Raw genomic sequence first — 17,390 nt, 5'->3', positions numbered from 1 at the left:
GACGATAGATGTTCTGTCTTTTTATATATTGGAAAATGTGCACCATGCTGACTCAGCTTGGTGCTATTTGATGTTTTTATCCATATGGAATATTTTTCTTTCATTCTGACGACAATGGTTAGCAGCACGCGAATAGGCCGGAGGGTTAAGTAAATGGGCTCCGGTGCTTTACGCCAATATGTTGAGGAGGGAACCGATTGTGAAGAAAAAAGTGGTGGCGTTCATCCTGGCTTGCCTGGTAGCCTTGACTGCCGTCCCTGTCGGCGGTTGGGCCGAAGAAAGCATACCTGAAAGCAAAACCAAAGAGGGATCAGCGGCTGAGCTAGCTCCCCAGGCTCTCTCGGCGATCCTGATGGATGCAGATACGGGCACAGTCATCTATGAAAAAAACAGTCGTGAAAAGCTTCCTCCAGCGAGCATCACCAAGATTATGACGATGCTGCTGACCATGGAGGCCATTCAGGATGGCAAGCTTAAGCTGACCGATAAAGTTCGTGCCAGCGAATATGCATCTTCAATGGGGGGCTCGCAAATTTTCTTGGAGCCGGGAGAAGAAATGACGGTCGATGAGATGCTGAAGGGAATCGCGATGGCTTCCGGCAACGACGCTTCTGTGGCGATGGCTGAGAAAATTGCAGGGTCTGAGCAGGCTTTTGTCGACATGATGAACGCCAAGGTGCAGCAGCTCGGGCTTAAGGATACCCATTTTGCCAATTGCAACGGTTTGCCTGTCGAGAATCACTATTCTTCTGCGCATGATATTGCGGTTATGAGCCGGGAGTTGTTGAAATACCCGCAAATTACGAAATATACGGGAGCCTATCAGGACTATTTGCGCAAATCCTCGGTAAAACCCTTTTGGCTGGTGAATACGAATAAGCTTGTCCGTTTCTATACTGGAGCAGACGGGCTGAAAACAGGCTATACGGGAGAAGCAAAGTTCTGTCTTTCCGCTACTGCGAAGCGTGATGGCTTGCGTGTCGTAGCTGTCGTGCTTGGGGAGCCGAATACGAAGATACGCAACAATGAAGTATCTTCCATGTTCGACTATGCGTTTTCTCAATATACAATGAAATCCATATACAAGCCGGGTGAATTGCTGGGTAGTGTAAAAGTTGAAAAAGGCGTATTGCCAGAGCTGAAAATTCAGGCTGAGCGTTCTTACAGCGTGTTGGTGAAAAAAGGTGGCAACAAACAAACGTTGCGTCATGAATTACAACTGGCCCCAAGCCTCAAAGCTCCTGTCCGGGCTGGTGACCCAGTCGGTAAGCTGGTCGTCTATCAGGATGGACAACGTCTTAAGGAGTTTAATATCACTTCGCCTGTGGCTATCGAAAAGGCCGGATGGTGGAAATTGTTTAAACGTACCATGTCGAACCTATTTTCTTTGTAGATTTTACGGGGTTTTCTTCTAGTTTTGTCGGAGGGCAGGAATCGTCTGCGGCTACGTAGAAATCCTTGTCCAAGACCGGGAGGAGAGTGAGTAAGCATGAACCTGCAAATTGAAATGGAGCATCACCGGGGGGTACTGATTGTAAGGCTGTCTGGTGAGCTTGATCACCATACGTCGGACATGGTCCGTATGCAAATGGATGAGGCGATTCAGCGTCGGCAATGCGAGCATATTGTGCTCAGCCTGAAGAATCTTCAGTTTATGGATAGCTCCGGCCTTGGCGTTATCTTGGGACGGTACAAACTGATCAAGCAAAAGGGCGGGAAAATGGCAGTCTGTGATGTCAATCCGCCAGTACACCGACTGCTGGATATGTCAGGGCTGTTCAAAATCATGCCCATATATGACAATGAGGGAAATGCGCTCACGGAACTGGAGGTAGTGTCATGAGAGAAGGCACGGGTAACAATTTCATGAGCTTGCAGTTTGCTGCCAAATCGGAGAATGAGGCATTTGCTCGTGTGGCTGTCGCGGCATTTATTTCCAGGCTTGATCCCACAATGGATGAGCTAAGTGATTTGAAAACCGTGGTGTCTGAAGCGGTGACAAACAGTATTATTCACGGTTATGACAGCGACCCGTCAGGTGTCGTAACGATCAAAGTCGGGATTGAAGCGGACGTGATTACGTTGGTTGTTGAGGACGCAGGCCGAGGAATTGAGGATCTGGAACTTGCCAAGCAACCTCTATATACGTCCAAACCTGAATTGGAACGCTCCGGCATGGGCTTTACGATTATGGAAAATTTCATGGATGAGTTTGAAGCAGTCAGTGAGCCGGGCGGAGGCACGTCGGTCCGGATGAAGAAAAGGATTGAATCCAAGAAAGCTTTATATAATTAGGAGTTGATCCTATGGAAGCAGGAGGAAAAAAAACTTCGCACAGCTATTTGGAGGATGCGGAAGTCAAGCGGCTTATTGCACTGAGTCAATCCGGTGATAATGAGGCTCGTGAGACACTGGTCAATAGTAATATCCGGCTCGTCTGGTCTGTCGTGCAGCGCTTTATGAACCGGGGGTATGAACCTGACGATCTTTTTCAAATTGGTTGCATCGGCTTGTTAAAATCGGTGGATAAATTCGATCTCAGCTACGAAGTCAAATTTTCAACATATGCAGTACCGATGATTATCGGTGAGATTCAACGGTTCCTGCGTGATGACGGTACACTCAAAGTTAGCCGTTCCTTGAAGGAAACGGCCAATAAGGTCCGCAAAATGAAAGACGAGCTATCCAAACGGCTCAACCGTCTGCCTACAGTCAAGGAAGTTGCTGATGAGCTGGGAGTGACACCGGAGGATGTTGTTTTTGCGCAGGAGGCCAATAAGCCGCCTACCTCCATTCACGAAACGGTGTTCGAAAATGACGGTGATCCGATTACACTTATGGATCAGATTGCTGACGAATCACAGGAAAGGTGGTTCGACAAGCTGGCACTCAATGAAGCCATTGGCGGACTATCTGAGCGGGAGCGGTTGATTGTGTACCTGCGCTATTACCGGGATCAGACTCAATCAGAGGTTGCAAGTCGGCTTGGTATTTCTCAGGTGCAGGTATCACGGCTGGAAAAAAAGATTTTACAACTGATCCGCGATCAGATTGCCCAATAATAACAGTCAGGATCTTAGTGAAATCCTTATGCTTACGTATTTAAAAAGGGTATTCCAAAGCCATTTTAATGGCCAGGGGTACTCTTTTTTGCGTGGGATAAAAGACAATACACAGAATAGGTTTCCTCGCTTCGTTCCATACTAATCGATAATTACGAGGATAAGGAGGGGATCGGATGACTCATAGTCCGGCTCCTACAGTAGCTCCTATTGTCTACTTGCGGCTCCGTAGCCGTGTCCGCATGATACAAGGGCAGGATTTACATTTGGGTGATGTAGCCCATCTGCTGACTAATCCTGAATGGGAAAAGGATCTGCTTGAGCTTGTTCTCAAGCGCCCGCAGCACCAGGACGGTAATCTGATACTGATAGACATGCTGCAGATCATAGCAAAAATTAGAGATCATATTCCGGGGGTCGTAGTTGAATCTCTCGGGAAGCCACATGTACTTGTGGAACTCGTGGAGAAACCCCGTAAGCCGTCCAAAATACTGTTTGTTTTGGTATGGGTGCTTCTGTTTTTTGGCTCTGCGCTGACAATTATGAATTTTCATGCCGACGTTAGCATGATGGAGGTACAGGTTCGGATTGTGGAGATGATTACGGGACATAAAGATGAACATCCGTACCTGTTTCAAATTGCTTACTCGATCGGCATCGGCTTTGGCATGATCGTTTTTTTTAATCACTTGTTCAAGAAAAATTGGAACGAGGAACCGACGCCGCTGGAGGTGGAAATGTATCTGTACCAGGAAAATGTGGATCAGTATGTTGTGGCAGAGGAGTATGAAAAGATGGCCCGTTTGCACACAAAGGATAAGAAACCATGATATTTGTACAGGCTGCACTTCAGATTATTTTAGGTATTGCTGGGGGCCTTGCGGTGGGTAGTGGTGTAATTGCTTTTTTTATTGTGCTGGATATCATGCCGCGATTAGCACAACTCACCCGTACGTATAAAAAATCACGTGCATACGAAAAGGCAATGATTATAGGTTCAGTGCTGGGGACTGTGGTCGATTTTTGGAACATCTGCTTGCCGCTACCGGGCATATTTACATGGATACCTGGGTTATTTTGCGGAGTGTTTATTGGTTTGCTCGCCGCGGCTTTAACGGAGGTATTGAATCTCCTGCCTATACTCGCCAAGCGACTCCACATGACCGTGTATATGTTTGGCCTATTAATGGCAATGGTGCTTGGCAAGGTGACGGGTTCCTTATTTGACTGGTTTGTATACAACCGTTAACAACGAAAGCGAGGGGGCAAGGAATATGGATCACAGAGCGGATCAAGAGCAACATCAAGAAGACGGGGGAATCGGAAAGGAATATCATACTGACGGAGAAGAGTTAAGTCCATGGAAGGAAAAGCAGGCGCAGGAATCTGCACGTTTTAAACACAAAAAAGAGAGTGAGCGGTCTGATAACGTAGAGGAGTCCGTTCGCTACTGGCAGGCCGAAGATGATATATCGCCGAGGATGAAGGATAATAAGAATACACTTGAAACAGTATTAGGTTTGGGGGAGACCTTTGATGTGGTATTCAGGGAAATGACACTGGGTGGGCGTCATACCGGATATCTGTTCCTAAATACTTTTGCGAAAGATCAGATCATGCTTGAAGTGCTAAAGCGTCTCACCTATCTGACGCCGGATAATCTCTCTTCGGATGGACTACAAGCGTATTTCGAAAATTTTATTCCACATATTCAGGTGGAGAAGACAGATAAGATGTCTGTCGTCATTAACAAGGTGCTGACAGGAATGAGTGCCTTTTTCATGGAAGGTGAACGTTTTTCCCTTATTCTGGATACTCGTAATTATCCGGTGCGTAGTCCGGAGGAACCTTCTTTGGAGCGGGTTGTGCGCGGTGCCCGCGACGGGTTTACTGAAACAATGCTTACAAATGTAGGTTTGGTGCGCCGACGTTTGCGGGACCCAGGACTTAAATTTGAGGCTATGCAGGTCGGGCGTCGAACCCGAACAGACGTATGTTTGGGCTACATTGACGATATTGTGGATAAGGTGATGGTGGATACTGTACGAGACAAAATTAAAAATGTTAATTTGGATGGTATTCCGCTGGCCGATAAGCAATTAGAGGAGACGATTATCAATAAAGGTTGGAATCCATATCCATTAGTACGATATTCGGAGCGACCAGATGTCGTGGCTTCGCATATTATGGAAGGAAGGCTCGTTATTTTCGTCGATACCTCACCCAGCGTGATGATCTTACCTACCACTTTTTTTGACTTGTGTCAGCATGCAGAAGAAAATCGGCAAACCGCTTTTATGGGAAGTTATTTGCGCTGGGTACGTTTTTTAGGCATATTTGCCTCGATGTTTCTGCTTCCCATGTGGCTGCTAATGGTCATCAATCCCGAATTAAAACCGGCGTTTCTCGATTTTATCGGTCCTCAAAAGGAAGCACATCTTCCGCTGATTGCACAGTTTATCATCGTGGAACTAGGGGTCGATCTCATGCGAATGGCGGCTGTGCATACTCCGACACCACTGGCTTCCGCTATGGGCTTGATCGCAGCCATTCTGGTCGGTGACATAGCGGTTCAGACGGGACTTTTTGTGAATGAGGTCGTGCTGTATATGGCTGTCGCTGCCATAGGAATGTTCGCAACACCGAGCTACGAGCTAGGGCTGGCGAATAGACTGATTCGACTATTCCTGCTGGTTGCTGTTGCAATTTTTCACGTACCGGGCTTTGTCGTGGGTACGACACTGATCATTTTGATGCTGACGCTGCATCGGTCATATAATTCTTCGTATTTGTGGCCGTTCATTCCTTTTAATGCCAAAGCGTTAGCTTCCATCTTGTTCCGCATGCCTGTACTAGATGCACCTAACCGCCCGTCATCTAACAAAACGAGGGACAATACGCGTATGCCCCATACGGATGCCGACACAGATTCGAACTCAGGCAATGGACAGGAGCATTAATATAAATGATCTGCATAAAAATCCATTGTTCTTGATGTTTTTTTTGCTATACTGGTGTAAACATTCGATGGAATATGACTAGCTTGTTCCAGAAAGAGAGGCGCCAGAACATGTATTTGCATGGAAGCAGTAAAATTAACAGCAATGGACATTTGGAAATCGGCGGTTGTGATACAACACTTTTGAAAGAGCGTTTTGGCACACCGCTATATATTGTTGACGAACAGTTAGTCCGCCGGCGCTGCCGGGAGTATATAGAAGCTTTTCGTGAAACCGGATTGAAGTTTCAAGTCGCTTATGCAAGCAAAGCGTTTTGTGTTATGGCGATGTGCGCTTTAGCTGCTGAAGAAGGGATGTCGCTTGACGTAGTTTCCAGTGGAGAATTGTTTACTGCGCTACAAGCAGGGTTCCCGGCAGAGCGAATCCATTTCCACGGCAATAACAAAACACCGGAAGAAATTGAAATGGCGTTAGATGCGCAAATTGGCTGCTTCGTCGTCGATAGCGAAATGGAGTTGCATTTGTTGCAGGCCCTTGCCTCCGAGAAAGAACAGCAGGTGAATATCTTACTGCGGGTTACACCAGGGGTTGAGGCGCATACGCATGAATATATGGCCACAGGTCAAGAAGATTCGAAATTTGGCTTTGACATTGGAAACGGTACAGCACGCCAAGCAGTGGAACAGGCTATCAAGCTAGACCATCTTAACCTGCTGGGGGTACATTCTCATATCGGTTCGCAAATATTCGAAGTGAATGGCTTCCAAATGGCTGCTGAACGGGTTGCAGCTTTTTCCAGAGAAATTAAGGAACAGCTTCAGTTTTCTTTCAAAGTGATTAATCTGGGTGGGGGATTTGGCATTCGCTACACAGAAGAGGACACACCACTGAAAGTATCAACCTATGTACAGGCTATCGGCGAAGCGGTGAAAACTTATTTTTCAGGACTTTACGATGAACTTCCAGAAATTTGGATTGAGCCGGGACGCAGTATTGTAGGCGATTCAGGCACGACCTTATATACGGTAGGAAGCATCAAGGATATTCCGCAGGTACGTAAATATGTCTCGGTAGATGGCGGGATGACAGATAATCCACGCCCTGCACTGTATCAGGCCAAGTATGAAGCGATGCTGGCTAACCGAGCGCAGGATACGAACGAAGAGACGGTGTCCATTGCGGGCAAATGCTGTGAAAGCGGCGATATGCTGATTTGGGATGTAGAGCTGCCTCGTATAAATAGCGGCGATTTGCTCGCTGTTGCCTCAACCGGAGCCTACAATTACTCCATGGCGAGTAATTATAACCGAATACGTCGACCAGCAGTTGTATTTGTCAACAACGGTGAGGCCGAGTTGGTAGTGCGTCGGGAAACCTACGAAGATATCGTACGCAACGATGTTGTGCCACAGCGCTTGATTCGTGATCAAGCTAGTCCAGTGGTTCAGCCCAACGCCAAGATTACCGTTTCGTCCTGATTTTAGAATTGTAAGATCATGCAGGCCATTGAGTCGGTAATAATACACCGGGGACAATGGCTCTTTTTTTTGGACAAGACTTTGCTAAGCGCGGCAATTCATAGTAAACTGGAACTTGATGTTATTTAGTTCTCAAAACAGGTTGAAAAGGAGATACAAACAATGAAAAAAGGTAGAATAGATCTTGAAAACGGCGGTATCGTTGAAATTGACTTTTTCCCAGAAGAAGCTCCAAACACCGTTGCTAACTTTGAAAAGCTGGCAAACAGCGGTTACTACAACGGTTTGAGCTTCCACCGTGTCATTCCGGGCTTTGTTGCTCAAGGTGGTTGTCCAATCGGTAACGGTACAGGCGGTCCTGGTTACACGATTGACTGTGAAACAGCTACGAATACAACAAAGCATGCCAAAGGCGTTCTGTCCATGGCTCATGCAGGTCGCAACACAGGTGGCAGCCAATTCTTTATCTGCTACGCTCCACAACCACATTTAGATGGAGTACATACTGTATTTGGTAAAGTAACCAAAGGTATGGAATTCATTGATGCTGTAAAACAAGGCGACAAAATGAAAGAGGTTAAAGTATTTGACGTGTAATTTTACCGTTAATTACATGATCTTTTTCAAATAGCGTTGCACCTAAGCCGTTCTGTCTTTGGACAGGGCGGCTTTTGTTGTCTTTTGTTTGACGGTTTATTGATTTTCGCAATCACGTAGGCATTACAGTGCGTTAGATCACATTCGAAAAGTAAGTGTTGTGATAGCCTTTCGATAAGAATGCATTTTCCATTTATTTTATATGAGTATTCAAACTCAGTAAGGATTGGAAAAGAAGGGGGCTTATCACATTGTCTATTTTAACGCGCACAAATCGACTCGGATTTTTTGAAATCCGGCTGGAATCCATTGGTGGACTCGGCGCTAATCTGGCTGGCAAAATGTTGGCCGAAACCGGGGTGCTTGGTCTGGGGCTGAATGCTTCAAATTTTTCGTCCTACGGTTCGGAAAAAAAGGGAACTCCGGTTAAAAGCTTCGTCCGCTTCTGTGAGCCGGAGGTCGATATTCGGGATCACAGTCCGATTGAGCAACCGCATGTGGTAGGCATTTTCCATGAAACGTTATACAAAACGGTAAATGTAATCAGCGGACTGCCAGCGGATGGGATTGTAGTGGTTAATTCCACCCGTCCAGCAGAAGAAATACGGGCTGATTTGGGACTGGTATCCGGTACACTAGCGGTGGTGGATGCGATGGGCATCGCACTGGAAGAGCGAACCAAACTAAATACGTCCATGCTCGGTGCCTTGTTCCGTGTCTGTGATTTCCTGGACCCGGAAGCGATGAGATCGGTTATACGCAGTACCTTTGAAAAGAAAAATCCGCTGTTAGTGGAACCTAATCTCCGTACGTTTAACCGTGGTTATGAGGAGATGGAACTGCACGAATATCCAGTTACTGATGACGCAGAGGATCGGGTTTTTGAACGTCCGCAGCCATTGATGGGATACGAAACGCAACTACTGGGGGGCGTTATTGCAACTCAGGGAAACAGCATGACGAGAGATGTTAGTGGTTCACGTCAGGGGTATGTGCCTGAATATGAAGCTGATAAATGTACCCACTGTGCCAAGTGTGATTCGATTTGCCCCGATTACTGTTTTGTATGGGAAGAGCAAGCTGACAAACGCGGAAGAATGATGCCATTTTTGCAAGGGATTGATTACCAGTATTGCAAAGGATGTCTGAAATGTGTAGATATTTGCCCATCGGGGGCATTAAGCTCGCGCCGTGAGCAATGGGGATGGGCGGAACAGAATCGAGTTGCCCACCAATTTCCGGTATATGAAGGAGGGCGTGCGTAATGGCAAAACTAGAGGAAGAACTCAAACAGACAGGCGCCGCGCAAGTGACAACGTTCGAATCCGGTAATGAAATGGCAGCTACAGCGGCTGCGCAGATTAATTATCATATGATGGGATATTTCCCGATTACTCCATCTACTGAGGTAGCGCAGTATTTGGATCAGATGAGAACGAGAGGTCAGCATAATATTAAGCTGGTTGCAGCAGACGGAGAACACGGATCGGCAGGGATTTGTTATGGAGCTGCCGCAGCGGGAGCGAGGGTTGTGAACGCCACTAGTTCGCAAGGTTTCCTGTACATGCTGGAGCAGTTACCTGTTCAGTCAGGTACCCGTTTTCCAATGGTTATGAATCTGGTGACACGAGCTGTCAGTGGTCCCCTGGATATTCGCGGGGATCATTCGGACCTGTACTATGGTTTGAATACAGGCTGGGTCATTTTGACGGCAAGTACACCACAGGCTGTGTATGATATGAACATCATGGCACTAAAAATCGCAGAGCATAGCGATGTTCGGCTACCTGTAATGGTTGCATATGACGGTTTTTATACGTCCCATCAAAAACGTAAAGTGCAATATTTTGCAGATGCTGAGACCGTGCGCGGTTTTGTAGGTCCTAACCCGAACTTAAATTATCCGAATATTACTGATTTTGATCATCCTGTTACCGTAGGTGCGCATATGAACGGTGATGACCTGACGAATAATCATGTTCAGCTGTCCGAAGCACTGAAGCTGTCAGAAGGAGTATATGAGCAGGTAGCAGCAGAATATGCCGCTTTATCCGGTCGGGAATACCCGATTTTAGATCTGTATCAAATGGAGGATGCTGAGGTCGCGGTATTCCTGTTGAATTCGGCGGCTGAATCGGCTAAGGATGTGGCGGATCAACTCCGTGCGCGCGGGATTAAAGCTGGTGTGATACGTCCGAATATCATCCGACCGTTCCCAGCCGCACAACTGCGGGAAGCCTTACGTGATGTCAAGGCGCTGCTGGTAGGTGAACGTGCAGACTCGTATGGGGCAGACGGCGGGAATTTAACGCATGAAATTAAGGCGGCCTTGCAGGAGGACCCACTGAATCGGACACTCGTGTTGAGCCGTATCTTTGGCTTGGGCGGCAAGGATTTTTATGCGGAAGATGCAGAGGCGTTCTTCCAGCTTGCGATTGAGGCGGCAGAGGCCGGACGAGCGGAGAAGCCCTTTGATTATTACGGTATTAATCCGGGTTCACCGGACAAGGTGATGCCGCAAGTTATGCAGCCGCCACGTGGCAATGCATACCGTACGGGCCTGATTCAGGTTACGCCGGACGAGGCGACCGGGAAGCTCAAAGTCAAGGTGCCACCCCTGCGGTCGTTGACAACCAAACCACGCCGTCTTACACCAGGTCACGGGGCTTGCCCAGGATGTGGGGCATTGTCTGCGCTGGAACTGTTTTTCAAAGGTATTGAAGGGGATATTGTCGTGTTGTTCCAGACAGGCTGCGTTTATGTGACGACGACAGGGTATCCATATACATCACACAAACAACCGATGATCCACAATCTTTTTCAAAACGGGGCCGCTACACTTTCAGGAGCGCTGGAAGCTTATATGGAAATGAAGCACCGTAATGAAATTGAAATGTCGGACGATCCGACCTTTATCATGATCAGTGGTGACGGTGGGATGGATATAGGTATGGGTTCTGCGATTGGTGCGGCTCTGCGTAATCATAAGCTGATCATGCTGGAATATGATAACGAAGGGTACATGAATACAGGTTCACAGCAATCATACTCCACTCCGGTTGGTCACATGACCAGTACGTCGGGTGTAGGGAAAATGCAAAAAGGAAAGCAAGGACATCACAAGGATACCGTGCAAATCATGGCTGCTTGTAACATTCCGTATGCTTTTACAGCAGCTGAAAGTCATCCGCAGGATATGCTGCGCAAAGCAGCCAAGGCTCAATGGTATGCGAACAACGTGGGTACGGCCTATGGTAAGATCCTGTGCGCCTGCCCGCTGAATTGGAAATCCGAAGACAGACTGGGCACCAGCATTGTGGGCGCTGCAGTCGAGTCTTGTTTCTTTCCTTTGTACGAAATAGAGCAAGGCAGTACGACGATTACGTACAATCCGGAAGACAAGGGAAAACGGATTCCAGCTGCTGAATGGTTGAAATTAATGGGTAAAACGAAGCATCTTCTCAAGGAGGAGGCTACGCTGGCTACCTTTGAGCAGGAGATTGAGCGTCGCTGGACTATCCTGAAAAAGAAACATGAAATTTCAGAGCTATAATTACGTTTTTTGCATAATCATCGATTAACATTGTTAGCCGCTGTTACTGTAGTGGTTCAATCAAGATTCTTTGCGTTTATTGCGCAAAGAATCTTTTTTGTCGTTTATGGGTTGAAGCATAAAAAAACAGGTAATGATTTCCGATATAGGAGTGGAGGCCTATAAGAGGCACGTTAAAAAGTTTTCTTCTGAATTTTAAGATGCAATGAGGTGCAGGTAATGATTAAGCTGAATACAGTTGAAATAATCGAAATTATAAAGAAGCAGATCCCTAAGGTTATGAACATCCAGCCAGTGGAGCTAAAGTTCACGGATGATTTTGGACGGGCATCGTTGGCAGCGACAGAACACAAATTCACGCTGACGAACCAGCATTATTCTGCCAAGGTGATGGATTGCGTGTTAGAAACACAGGTACGCCCCATTTTAATGTGCGAAATTATTTATTTTCTGAAATGCGAGTTTATTGACGGACATGTTGATGTGCGACTGGATTATGAAGCAAGTTCTGAGGAAGGACGGGGACCGGTTGCTTCAGCCGTAATTACCTTTGATCATGCAACAGAGTTGGGAGTCGAGGAACTGGCTGATCTGATTGACTTGGCGCTTCATATGAATGATAAAACCTGGTTTGAAGAACTCTCCAGCCAATATGTCAAAACCAAAGCAGGAGCTTCTATTAGATAACTTGCTTTTTTTAGAAGTCGGTGCTAATATACGTAACAAGTTTAATGTTAATTCAATTAAATAAGAGCAAGATCCTTCGGGGCGGGGCGAAATTCCCCACCGGCGGTGATGACATGTTTGTGGACCGTTTTTGTGAGAAACAGCATGGCTTAGTCCGTGACCCGGATGCTGAATGATCGGCAGAAGGTGGACCTGGTGCAAATCCGGGACCGACAGTATAGTCTGGATGGGAGAAGGATACGAAGCGCATGTGCATGACGTGACATGTGCCGATTTTTAGCATACCCAATTGTGCGTACGGCTTATTTCGTTGTAGGACAGCATCGGGCGATAGCTTGCTTAAGCTTTCTTTTTGATGGTGTTCAGAGCGTATTTGGTTGTATCCTCAGTCATGCTTTCTATTGGCAAACCTATGATTTCATGTCGTCTTAAGATGCATATGAACTGCGCTTGTATACTACAAATGTGACTCTCATCACCCCCATGACGGATTGAATCCGAACTGGGGGTTTTTTGCGCTTATAGCTGATGAATTAGGGATAAACTGAAATGTAGTGGAAAGGAGTGAAGGCATGTTTACCGGATTGGTCGAGGAAGTGGGTCGCATTCAAACTATTTCCAAAAGCGGTGAAGCGATGGTGCTGGGGATTTCGGGTTCCGTGGTGTTGGGCGATTTGAAAATAGGAGACAGTGTCTCAGTGAATGGCGTTTGCCTGACGGCGATACAGATCGGTACGAAAGACTTTAAGGTTGATGTGATGCCGGAAACCTTTCGCAGCAGTAATCTGAAAGAGTTGAGATCAGGCAGCCGAGTCAACCTGGAGCGAGCGATGGCGGCGAGCGGAAGGTTCGGAGGACATATCGTGCAAGGACATGTGGACGGGACGGGAACGATTCGCGGGGTAACATCAGATCAGAATGCAGTTGTGTTCGAAATTGAGCCTAAAAATAAAACATTATTTAAATATATTCTTCTCAAAGGGTCAATCACAATTGATGGTATCAGCCTCACAGTCGCACAGCGTACGAGAGATACCTTTGCCGTATCCATTATTCCCCACACCTTATCCGAAACGGCCTTACAAGCCAAACGTGAGGGAGATACCGTCAATATCGAATGCGATATTTTGGGCAAATATGTAGAACAGCTTTTAAATTACAGAGGTGCAGCGGAGGCGGAGAGAGTAGAAGAAGCTCCTCTCAGTTTGGACTATTTGGCGAAACACGGCTTTGCCTGATATTGAAGGGTAAGCTTGTTTAGGAGCATTCGTGGCACAAGACATAAGGAGGAAAGTGTTATGGATAGAGGTAGCCAAACAAGTGCAATGGCAAACGTCATAGAGCATGGCGAGTTGGAACATGACGAAGAGATTCGTTTGGATTCCATCGAAGAAGCGTTGGAGGACTTAAAAAACGGTAAAGTTGTTATTGTAGTGGATGATGAACAGCGCGAAAATGAAGGCGATTTTATCGCTTTGGCTGAAAAAGCGTCGCCTGAGGTCATTAATTTCATGATTACAGAAGGTCGCGGGTTGGTCTGTGTGCCAATCACACGACAAAGAGCCGAGGCCTTGGAATTGCATCCTATGGTAGAGCAAAATACAGATTTCCACGGTACTGCCTTTACGGTATCGGTAGATCATATGGAGACAACAACGGGTATTTCAGCGGCCGAGCGCTCCTTGACTGTACGCGCCTTGGCAGACGAAGCGGTCACAGGAAGTGATTTCCGTAAGCCTGGTCACATGTTCCCGCTGATTGCTCGCGATGGTGGTGTCTTGCAGCGTGCTGGTCACACTGAAGCGGCTGTTGATCTGGCCCGACTCAGTGGCTTCAAGCCTGCTGGGGTCATTTGCGAAATTATAAAGGAAGATGGCTCAATGGCCCGCCTGCCTGATCTGGCAGTGGTCGCCAAGCGGCATCAATTAAAGCTGATCAGTATTCAGCATTTGGTGGACTACCGTCGTCGTTTGTCATTGTAAAAATACATCTCGGTTCCAAGTAAATCTGAAGTATTGTCCGAAGTCCCTAAATAATTAAACTAAGAGAGGTTGATTAAACATGGCACGTTTTCTAGAAGGTAATCTCGTATCGAACGGTTTGAAATATGGTATTGTGGTAGGCAGATTTAATGAGTTTATTACGAGCAAGCTGTTAAGCGGCGCAATTGACGCACTTCAACGACATGGTGCACAGGAAGATGAAATTGATGTAGCTTGGGTTCCGGGTGCATTTGAAATTTCACTGATTGCACAAAAAATGGCTGCAAGCGGCAAATATGATGCCGTAATTACGCTAGGTACGGTCATCCGTGGTTCTACTTCACATTATGATATCGTCTGCAATGAAGTGGCCAAGGGTGTGGCAGCGAGCAGCCTGAAAACGGGAGTGCCCGTTATTTTTGGTGTAGTGACTACAGAAAACATTGAACAGGCTATTGAACGAGCAGGCACGAAGGCTGGTAATAAAGGTTGGGATTCTGCATTGGCTGCGATTGAAATGGCCAATCTCGGCAAGCAATTTTAATTATAGGAATAGCTGAATAGAACGCTATAAACTGCAAGGTGAAAAAGGGATTGGATTGTTAAGCAAGGCGATGACGTATATACTACAGAAAGAGGGATTGATAACGTAGAGCATAAGTGCTATAGGGAAAGGTATTGTTGAATGATGATTGGAGTAAGGCAGGGGGAAGCACATTGACAGTCGTAAATTACAAGCTGGAAACATTCGAGGGTCCGCTGGATCTACTGTTGCATCTGATTGATAAAGCCGAGATCGACATTCAGGATATCCCGATTAGCGATATTACTGATCAGTATATGGCTTTTTTGCACAGTATGCAGGAGCTGGAACTGGACATTACGAGCGAGTTTCTGGTGATGGCGGCGACGCTCTTATCTATTAAGAGTAAATTGTTGCTTCCCAAGCCACCTGTGATGGAATATGACGATTTGGATTTTTATGAGGAAGAGGATTATGATCCACGTGAGGAACTGGTCCGCAAGCTGGTGGAGTATCGTAAATATAAAGGGATTGCTCGCCATCTAAGTGAACGTGAGTGGGAGCGGAGTCTAATTTATGGCAAGGAGCCAGAAGATCTAAGCGCATTCCTGCCCACTGAACCCGCAAATCCGGTGCATGGGCTGCATGCAAGCGATTTGGTTGCGGCCTTTCAGCGTGCTTTGCGCAAAGCAGAACGACGTACGACGGTAACCCGTGTTCATCGGGATGAAATATCAGTCAAGGATCGTATCCGGCAAGTTATTGGAGCTTTAGAGATGGTGGGGAATGGAGGACGGCTGCTGTTCTCCAAGCTGATGCATGAGGATATGTATCGGCATGAAGTGGTTGTGACCTTTTTGGCTATCCTTGAACTGATGAAAATGAAGCGAATTTTCTGTTATCAGGAGAAGCTTTTCGATGATATTGTAATGGAGTGGAGAGGGGATTTACGGGTTAATGGATTATCTGAAGCTGAAATCAATTATTGAGGGACTGCTGTTTCTCGCAGGAGAGGAAGGGTTGTCCACCAAGCAGATCGCCGACATTGTAGAGCAGCAGCAAGAGCTGGTTGAACAGTGCCTGGAAGATATGAAGCAGGACATGGAGCAGGGGGGAAGAGGCCTGCAACTTGTCCGTATTGCCGGTCATTATCAGCTTGCAACTTTATCCGAACATGCACCTTACTTTGAAAAGCTCGCATACTCTCCGGCACGTGCCTCACTGTCTCAAGCTGCTTTGGAGACGCTGGCCATTGTGGCCTACCGCCAGCCCATTACAAGAGTTGAAATCGAAGAGATTCGGGGGGTCAAATCCGAGCGGGCCATACATACACTGGTCAACAAGGAGCTCATTGAAGAGAAAGGTCGAGCTGAAGCCATCGGACGGCCAATATTGTACGGAACGACGAAATCATTTTTGGATTATTTCGGTCTGGGCTCTTTGGCAGATCTACCACAACCGGAGTTGTTCGAAGATTCGGACAATTTGGAGGAAGAGACTCAATTATTGTTCGAGCGTCTGGAGAGCAGCCAGCCTGCAGCCAACGATCTGGATCTTGAATCCCAATAAAGTTCATCCGGATCTTGCGGCTCACTTATGTAAAATTTCAAATAGACAGCCAGTCCTCAAGTATTTAGGGGCTGGCTGTTGGTATTTAAGATGCATGATTTTCCGGCGAACGGTCATACTATTTTTGCCATGATATTTATAGCAAAAAGGTAGGGAGGACTCGCCAGTGTGGAAATGGATCAGTATCGCCATCATCGTCGTTATATTACTTGTGCTGGCTATTCTGCTCTCTCGTATTCGATTGAAGCTGGATATTGCCAAACATGACAATGATGATCGGGCGCATCTAGAGATCAGATTTCTATACGGGATGATTAAAATAAATTACGATGTTCCGGCCATTCTCATAACAGGTTTGAAAAAAGGGCTTCTCTATCGGCTTGATCGCAACAAAAACATACATAAAACGGATGCTTCCGTGGATAGCGGTAATATTGATACAGAAAAAATCAAGCAATTTATATATGATATACGGGTTTTGCTCAAGGGAACGAAATCCTTCAATCGATGGTTGCGACATACATTGGCACATGTGACGATGTCCAAAATGGAGTGGTCCACCAACATTAGTCTTGCTGACGCGGCTTATACAGCTACCTCAACCGGTATTTTGTGGGGATTAAAAACGACCTTGATCGGTTTTGCTTCCAGCTTTGTGCGCATGGATTGTACCCCTAAGCTGTATGTTGTGCCGTATTGGGTGGATCGCTTGCGTTTTACCACCACTTTGAACTGTGAAGCAAACGTATCGCTCGGCTATTTAATTTTCTCCATGCTCATCTTAGCTTACCGCATATGGCGCGTTCCGGGTGGACCCGAGGCATGGAAGCGGGTTTTTTTCAAAAAAAATGAAGATCTTCAAGCTAACAATGAAAGATAAACAATGAAGTGTGGTGAAACTTAATCTTTCTGAACTTTGGGATCTCAGTGTCCTCCAGATTAAGACATAACCGAATCGGATGACATACATATTTCCTTG

General features: G+C 46.5%; 18 protein-coding genes and 1 riboswitch. All 18 genes read left to right on the top strand.

Translation table 11 applies throughout. The annotated features are described in order from the left end of the window. Nucleotides 1-199: 199 nt before the first annotated feature. The 18 genes from ACYCSE_RS25015 to ACYCSE_RS24930 all read left to right on the top strand — a co-directional run bounded on the left by ACYCSE_RS25015 (nt 200) and on the right by ACYCSE_RS24930 (nt 17,291). The gene (locus ACYCSE_RS25015) at nt 200-1,393 is read left to right on the top strand and encodes a D-alanyl-D-alanine carboxypeptidase family protein (RefSeq protein WP_442435851.1); all 1,194 of its coding nucleotides are present in this window, start codon (nt 200-202) and stop codon (nt 1,391-1,393) included. 96 nt (nt 1,394-1,489) lie between these two features. Then, nucleotides 1,490-1,843 (top strand): anti-sigma F factor antagonist, encoded by a 354-nt coding sequence (gene spoIIAA, locus ACYCSE_RS25010; RefSeq protein WP_013310782.1) that lies wholly within the window; start codon nt 1,490-1,492, stop codon nt 1,841-1,843. Then, nucleotides 1,840-2,295 (top strand): anti-sigma F factor, encoded by a 456-nt coding sequence (spoIIAB, locus tag ACYCSE_RS25005; protein WP_013310781.1) that lies wholly within the window; start codon nt 1,840-1,842, stop codon nt 2,293-2,295. The genes spoIIAA and spoIIAB overlap by 4 nt, the downstream gene beginning before the upstream one ends. A gap of 11 nt (nt 2,296-2,306) precedes the next feature. Continuing rightward, nucleotides 2,307-3,062 carry an RNA polymerase sporulation sigma factor SigF gene (gene sigF, locus ACYCSE_RS25000; RefSeq protein ID WP_023989213.1) on the top strand — a complete coding sequence of 252 codons (756 nt, stop codon included), beginning with the start codon at nt 2,307-2,309 and terminating at the stop codon, nt 3,060-3,062. Between the two features lie 176 nt (nt 3,063-3,238). Continuing rightward, the gene (locus ACYCSE_RS24995) at nt 3,239-3,892 is read left to right on the top strand and encodes a stage V sporulation protein AA (RefSeq protein WP_039270998.1); all 654 of its coding nucleotides are present in this window, start codon (nt 3,239-3,241) and stop codon (nt 3,890-3,892) included. After that, nucleotides 3,889-4,311 carry a stage V sporulation protein AB gene (locus tag ACYCSE_RS24990; RefSeq protein WP_039271000.1) on the top strand — a complete coding sequence of 141 codons (423 nt, stop codon included), beginning with the start codon at nt 3,889-3,891 and terminating at the stop codon, nt 4,309-4,311. The genes ACYCSE_RS24995 and ACYCSE_RS24990 overlap by 4 nt, the downstream gene beginning before the upstream one ends. Before the next feature lie 25 nt (nt 4,312-4,336). After that, on the top strand, nt 4,337-6,022 hold the full coding sequence (locus ACYCSE_RS24985; RefSeq protein ID WP_061829241.1) for a spore germination protein: 1,686 nt from the start codon (nt 4,337-4,339) through the stop codon (nt 6,020-6,022). A gap of 110 nt (nt 6,023-6,132) precedes the next feature. Next, nucleotides 6,133-7,500: a diaminopimelate decarboxylase gene (lysA, locus tag ACYCSE_RS24980; protein ID WP_061829240.1), complete on the top strand. Its 1,368-nt coding sequence runs from the start codon at nt 6,133-6,135 to the stop codon at nt 7,498-7,500. Between the two features lie 162 nt (nt 7,501-7,662). Then, entirely contained in the window at nt 7,663-8,097 is a 435-nt protein-coding gene (locus tag ACYCSE_RS24975; protein WP_013310775.1) for a peptidylprolyl isomerase, read from the top strand. Nucleotides 8,098-8,348: 251 nt separating this feature from the next. Beyond that, nucleotides 8,349-9,362 carry a 2-oxoacid:acceptor oxidoreductase family protein gene (locus ACYCSE_RS24970; RefSeq protein WP_459700475.1) on the top strand — a complete coding sequence of 338 codons (1,014 nt, stop codon included), beginning with the start codon at nt 8,349-8,351 and terminating at the stop codon, nt 9,360-9,362. Beyond that, the gene (locus ACYCSE_RS24965) at nt 9,362-11,650 is read left to right on the top strand and encodes a thiamine pyrophosphate-dependent enzyme (RefSeq protein WP_459700473.1); all 2,289 of its coding nucleotides are present in this window, start codon (nt 9,362-9,364) and stop codon (nt 11,648-11,650) included. Before ACYCSE_RS24970 ends, ACYCSE_RS24965 begins: the two co-directional genes overlap by 1 nt. A gap of 219 nt (nt 11,651-11,869) precedes the next feature. Continuing rightward, the gene (locus ACYCSE_RS24960; RefSeq protein ID WP_039271008.1) at nt 11,870-12,337 is read left to right on the top strand and encodes an IDEAL domain-containing protein; all 468 of its coding nucleotides are present in this window, start codon (nt 11,870-11,872) and stop codon (nt 12,335-12,337) included. A 68-nt stretch (nt 12,338-12,405) separates the two neighbouring features. Continuing rightward, nucleotides 12,406-12,579: riboswitch (FMN riboswitch) on the top strand. 330 nt (nt 12,580-12,909) lie between these two features. Next, the gene (gene ribE, locus ACYCSE_RS24955; protein WP_322171466.1) at nt 12,910-13,575 is read left to right on the top strand and encodes a riboflavin synthase; all 666 of its coding nucleotides are present in this window, start codon (nt 12,910-12,912) and stop codon (nt 13,573-13,575) included. 60 nt (nt 13,576-13,635) lie between these two features. Continuing rightward, complete coding sequence (gene ribB, locus ACYCSE_RS24950) at nt 13,636-14,319, top strand: 3,4-dihydroxy-2-butanone-4-phosphate synthase (protein ID WP_029517303.1); 684 nt, start codon at nt 13,636-13,638, stop codon at nt 14,317-14,319. A gap of 79 nt (nt 14,320-14,398) precedes the next feature. Continuing rightward, complete coding sequence (gene ribH, locus ACYCSE_RS24945) at nt 14,399-14,863, top strand: 6,7-dimethyl-8-ribityllumazine synthase (protein WP_023989205.1); 465 nt, start codon at nt 14,399-14,401, stop codon at nt 14,861-14,863. Nucleotides 14,864-15,036: 173 nt separating this feature from the next. Beyond that, nucleotides 15,037-15,831, top strand: coding sequence for a segregation and condensation protein A (locus ACYCSE_RS24940; RefSeq protein WP_459700468.1), 795 nt, complete (start codon nt 15,037-15,039; stop codon nt 15,829-15,831). Continuing rightward, on the top strand, nt 15,800-16,411 hold the full coding sequence (gene scpB, locus ACYCSE_RS24935; RefSeq protein ID WP_013310766.1) for an SMC-Scp complex subunit ScpB: 612 nt from the start codon (nt 15,800-15,802) through the stop codon (nt 16,409-16,411). Before ACYCSE_RS24940 ends, scpB begins: the two co-directional genes overlap by 32 nt. Before the next feature lie 166 nt (nt 16,412-16,577). Then, the gene (locus tag ACYCSE_RS24930) at nt 16,578-17,291 is read left to right on the top strand and encodes a DUF2953 domain-containing protein (RefSeq protein WP_061829235.1); all 714 of its coding nucleotides are present in this window, start codon (nt 16,578-16,580) and stop codon (nt 17,289-17,291) included. The last annotated feature ends 99 nt before the right edge of the window (nt 17,292-17,390 follow it).

Source organism: Paenibacillus sp. SEL1, assembly GCF_054602535.1.
The sequence above is the reverse complement of the archived record's forward strand: the minus strand, read 5'-3'. Positions and strand labels throughout refer to the sequence as shown.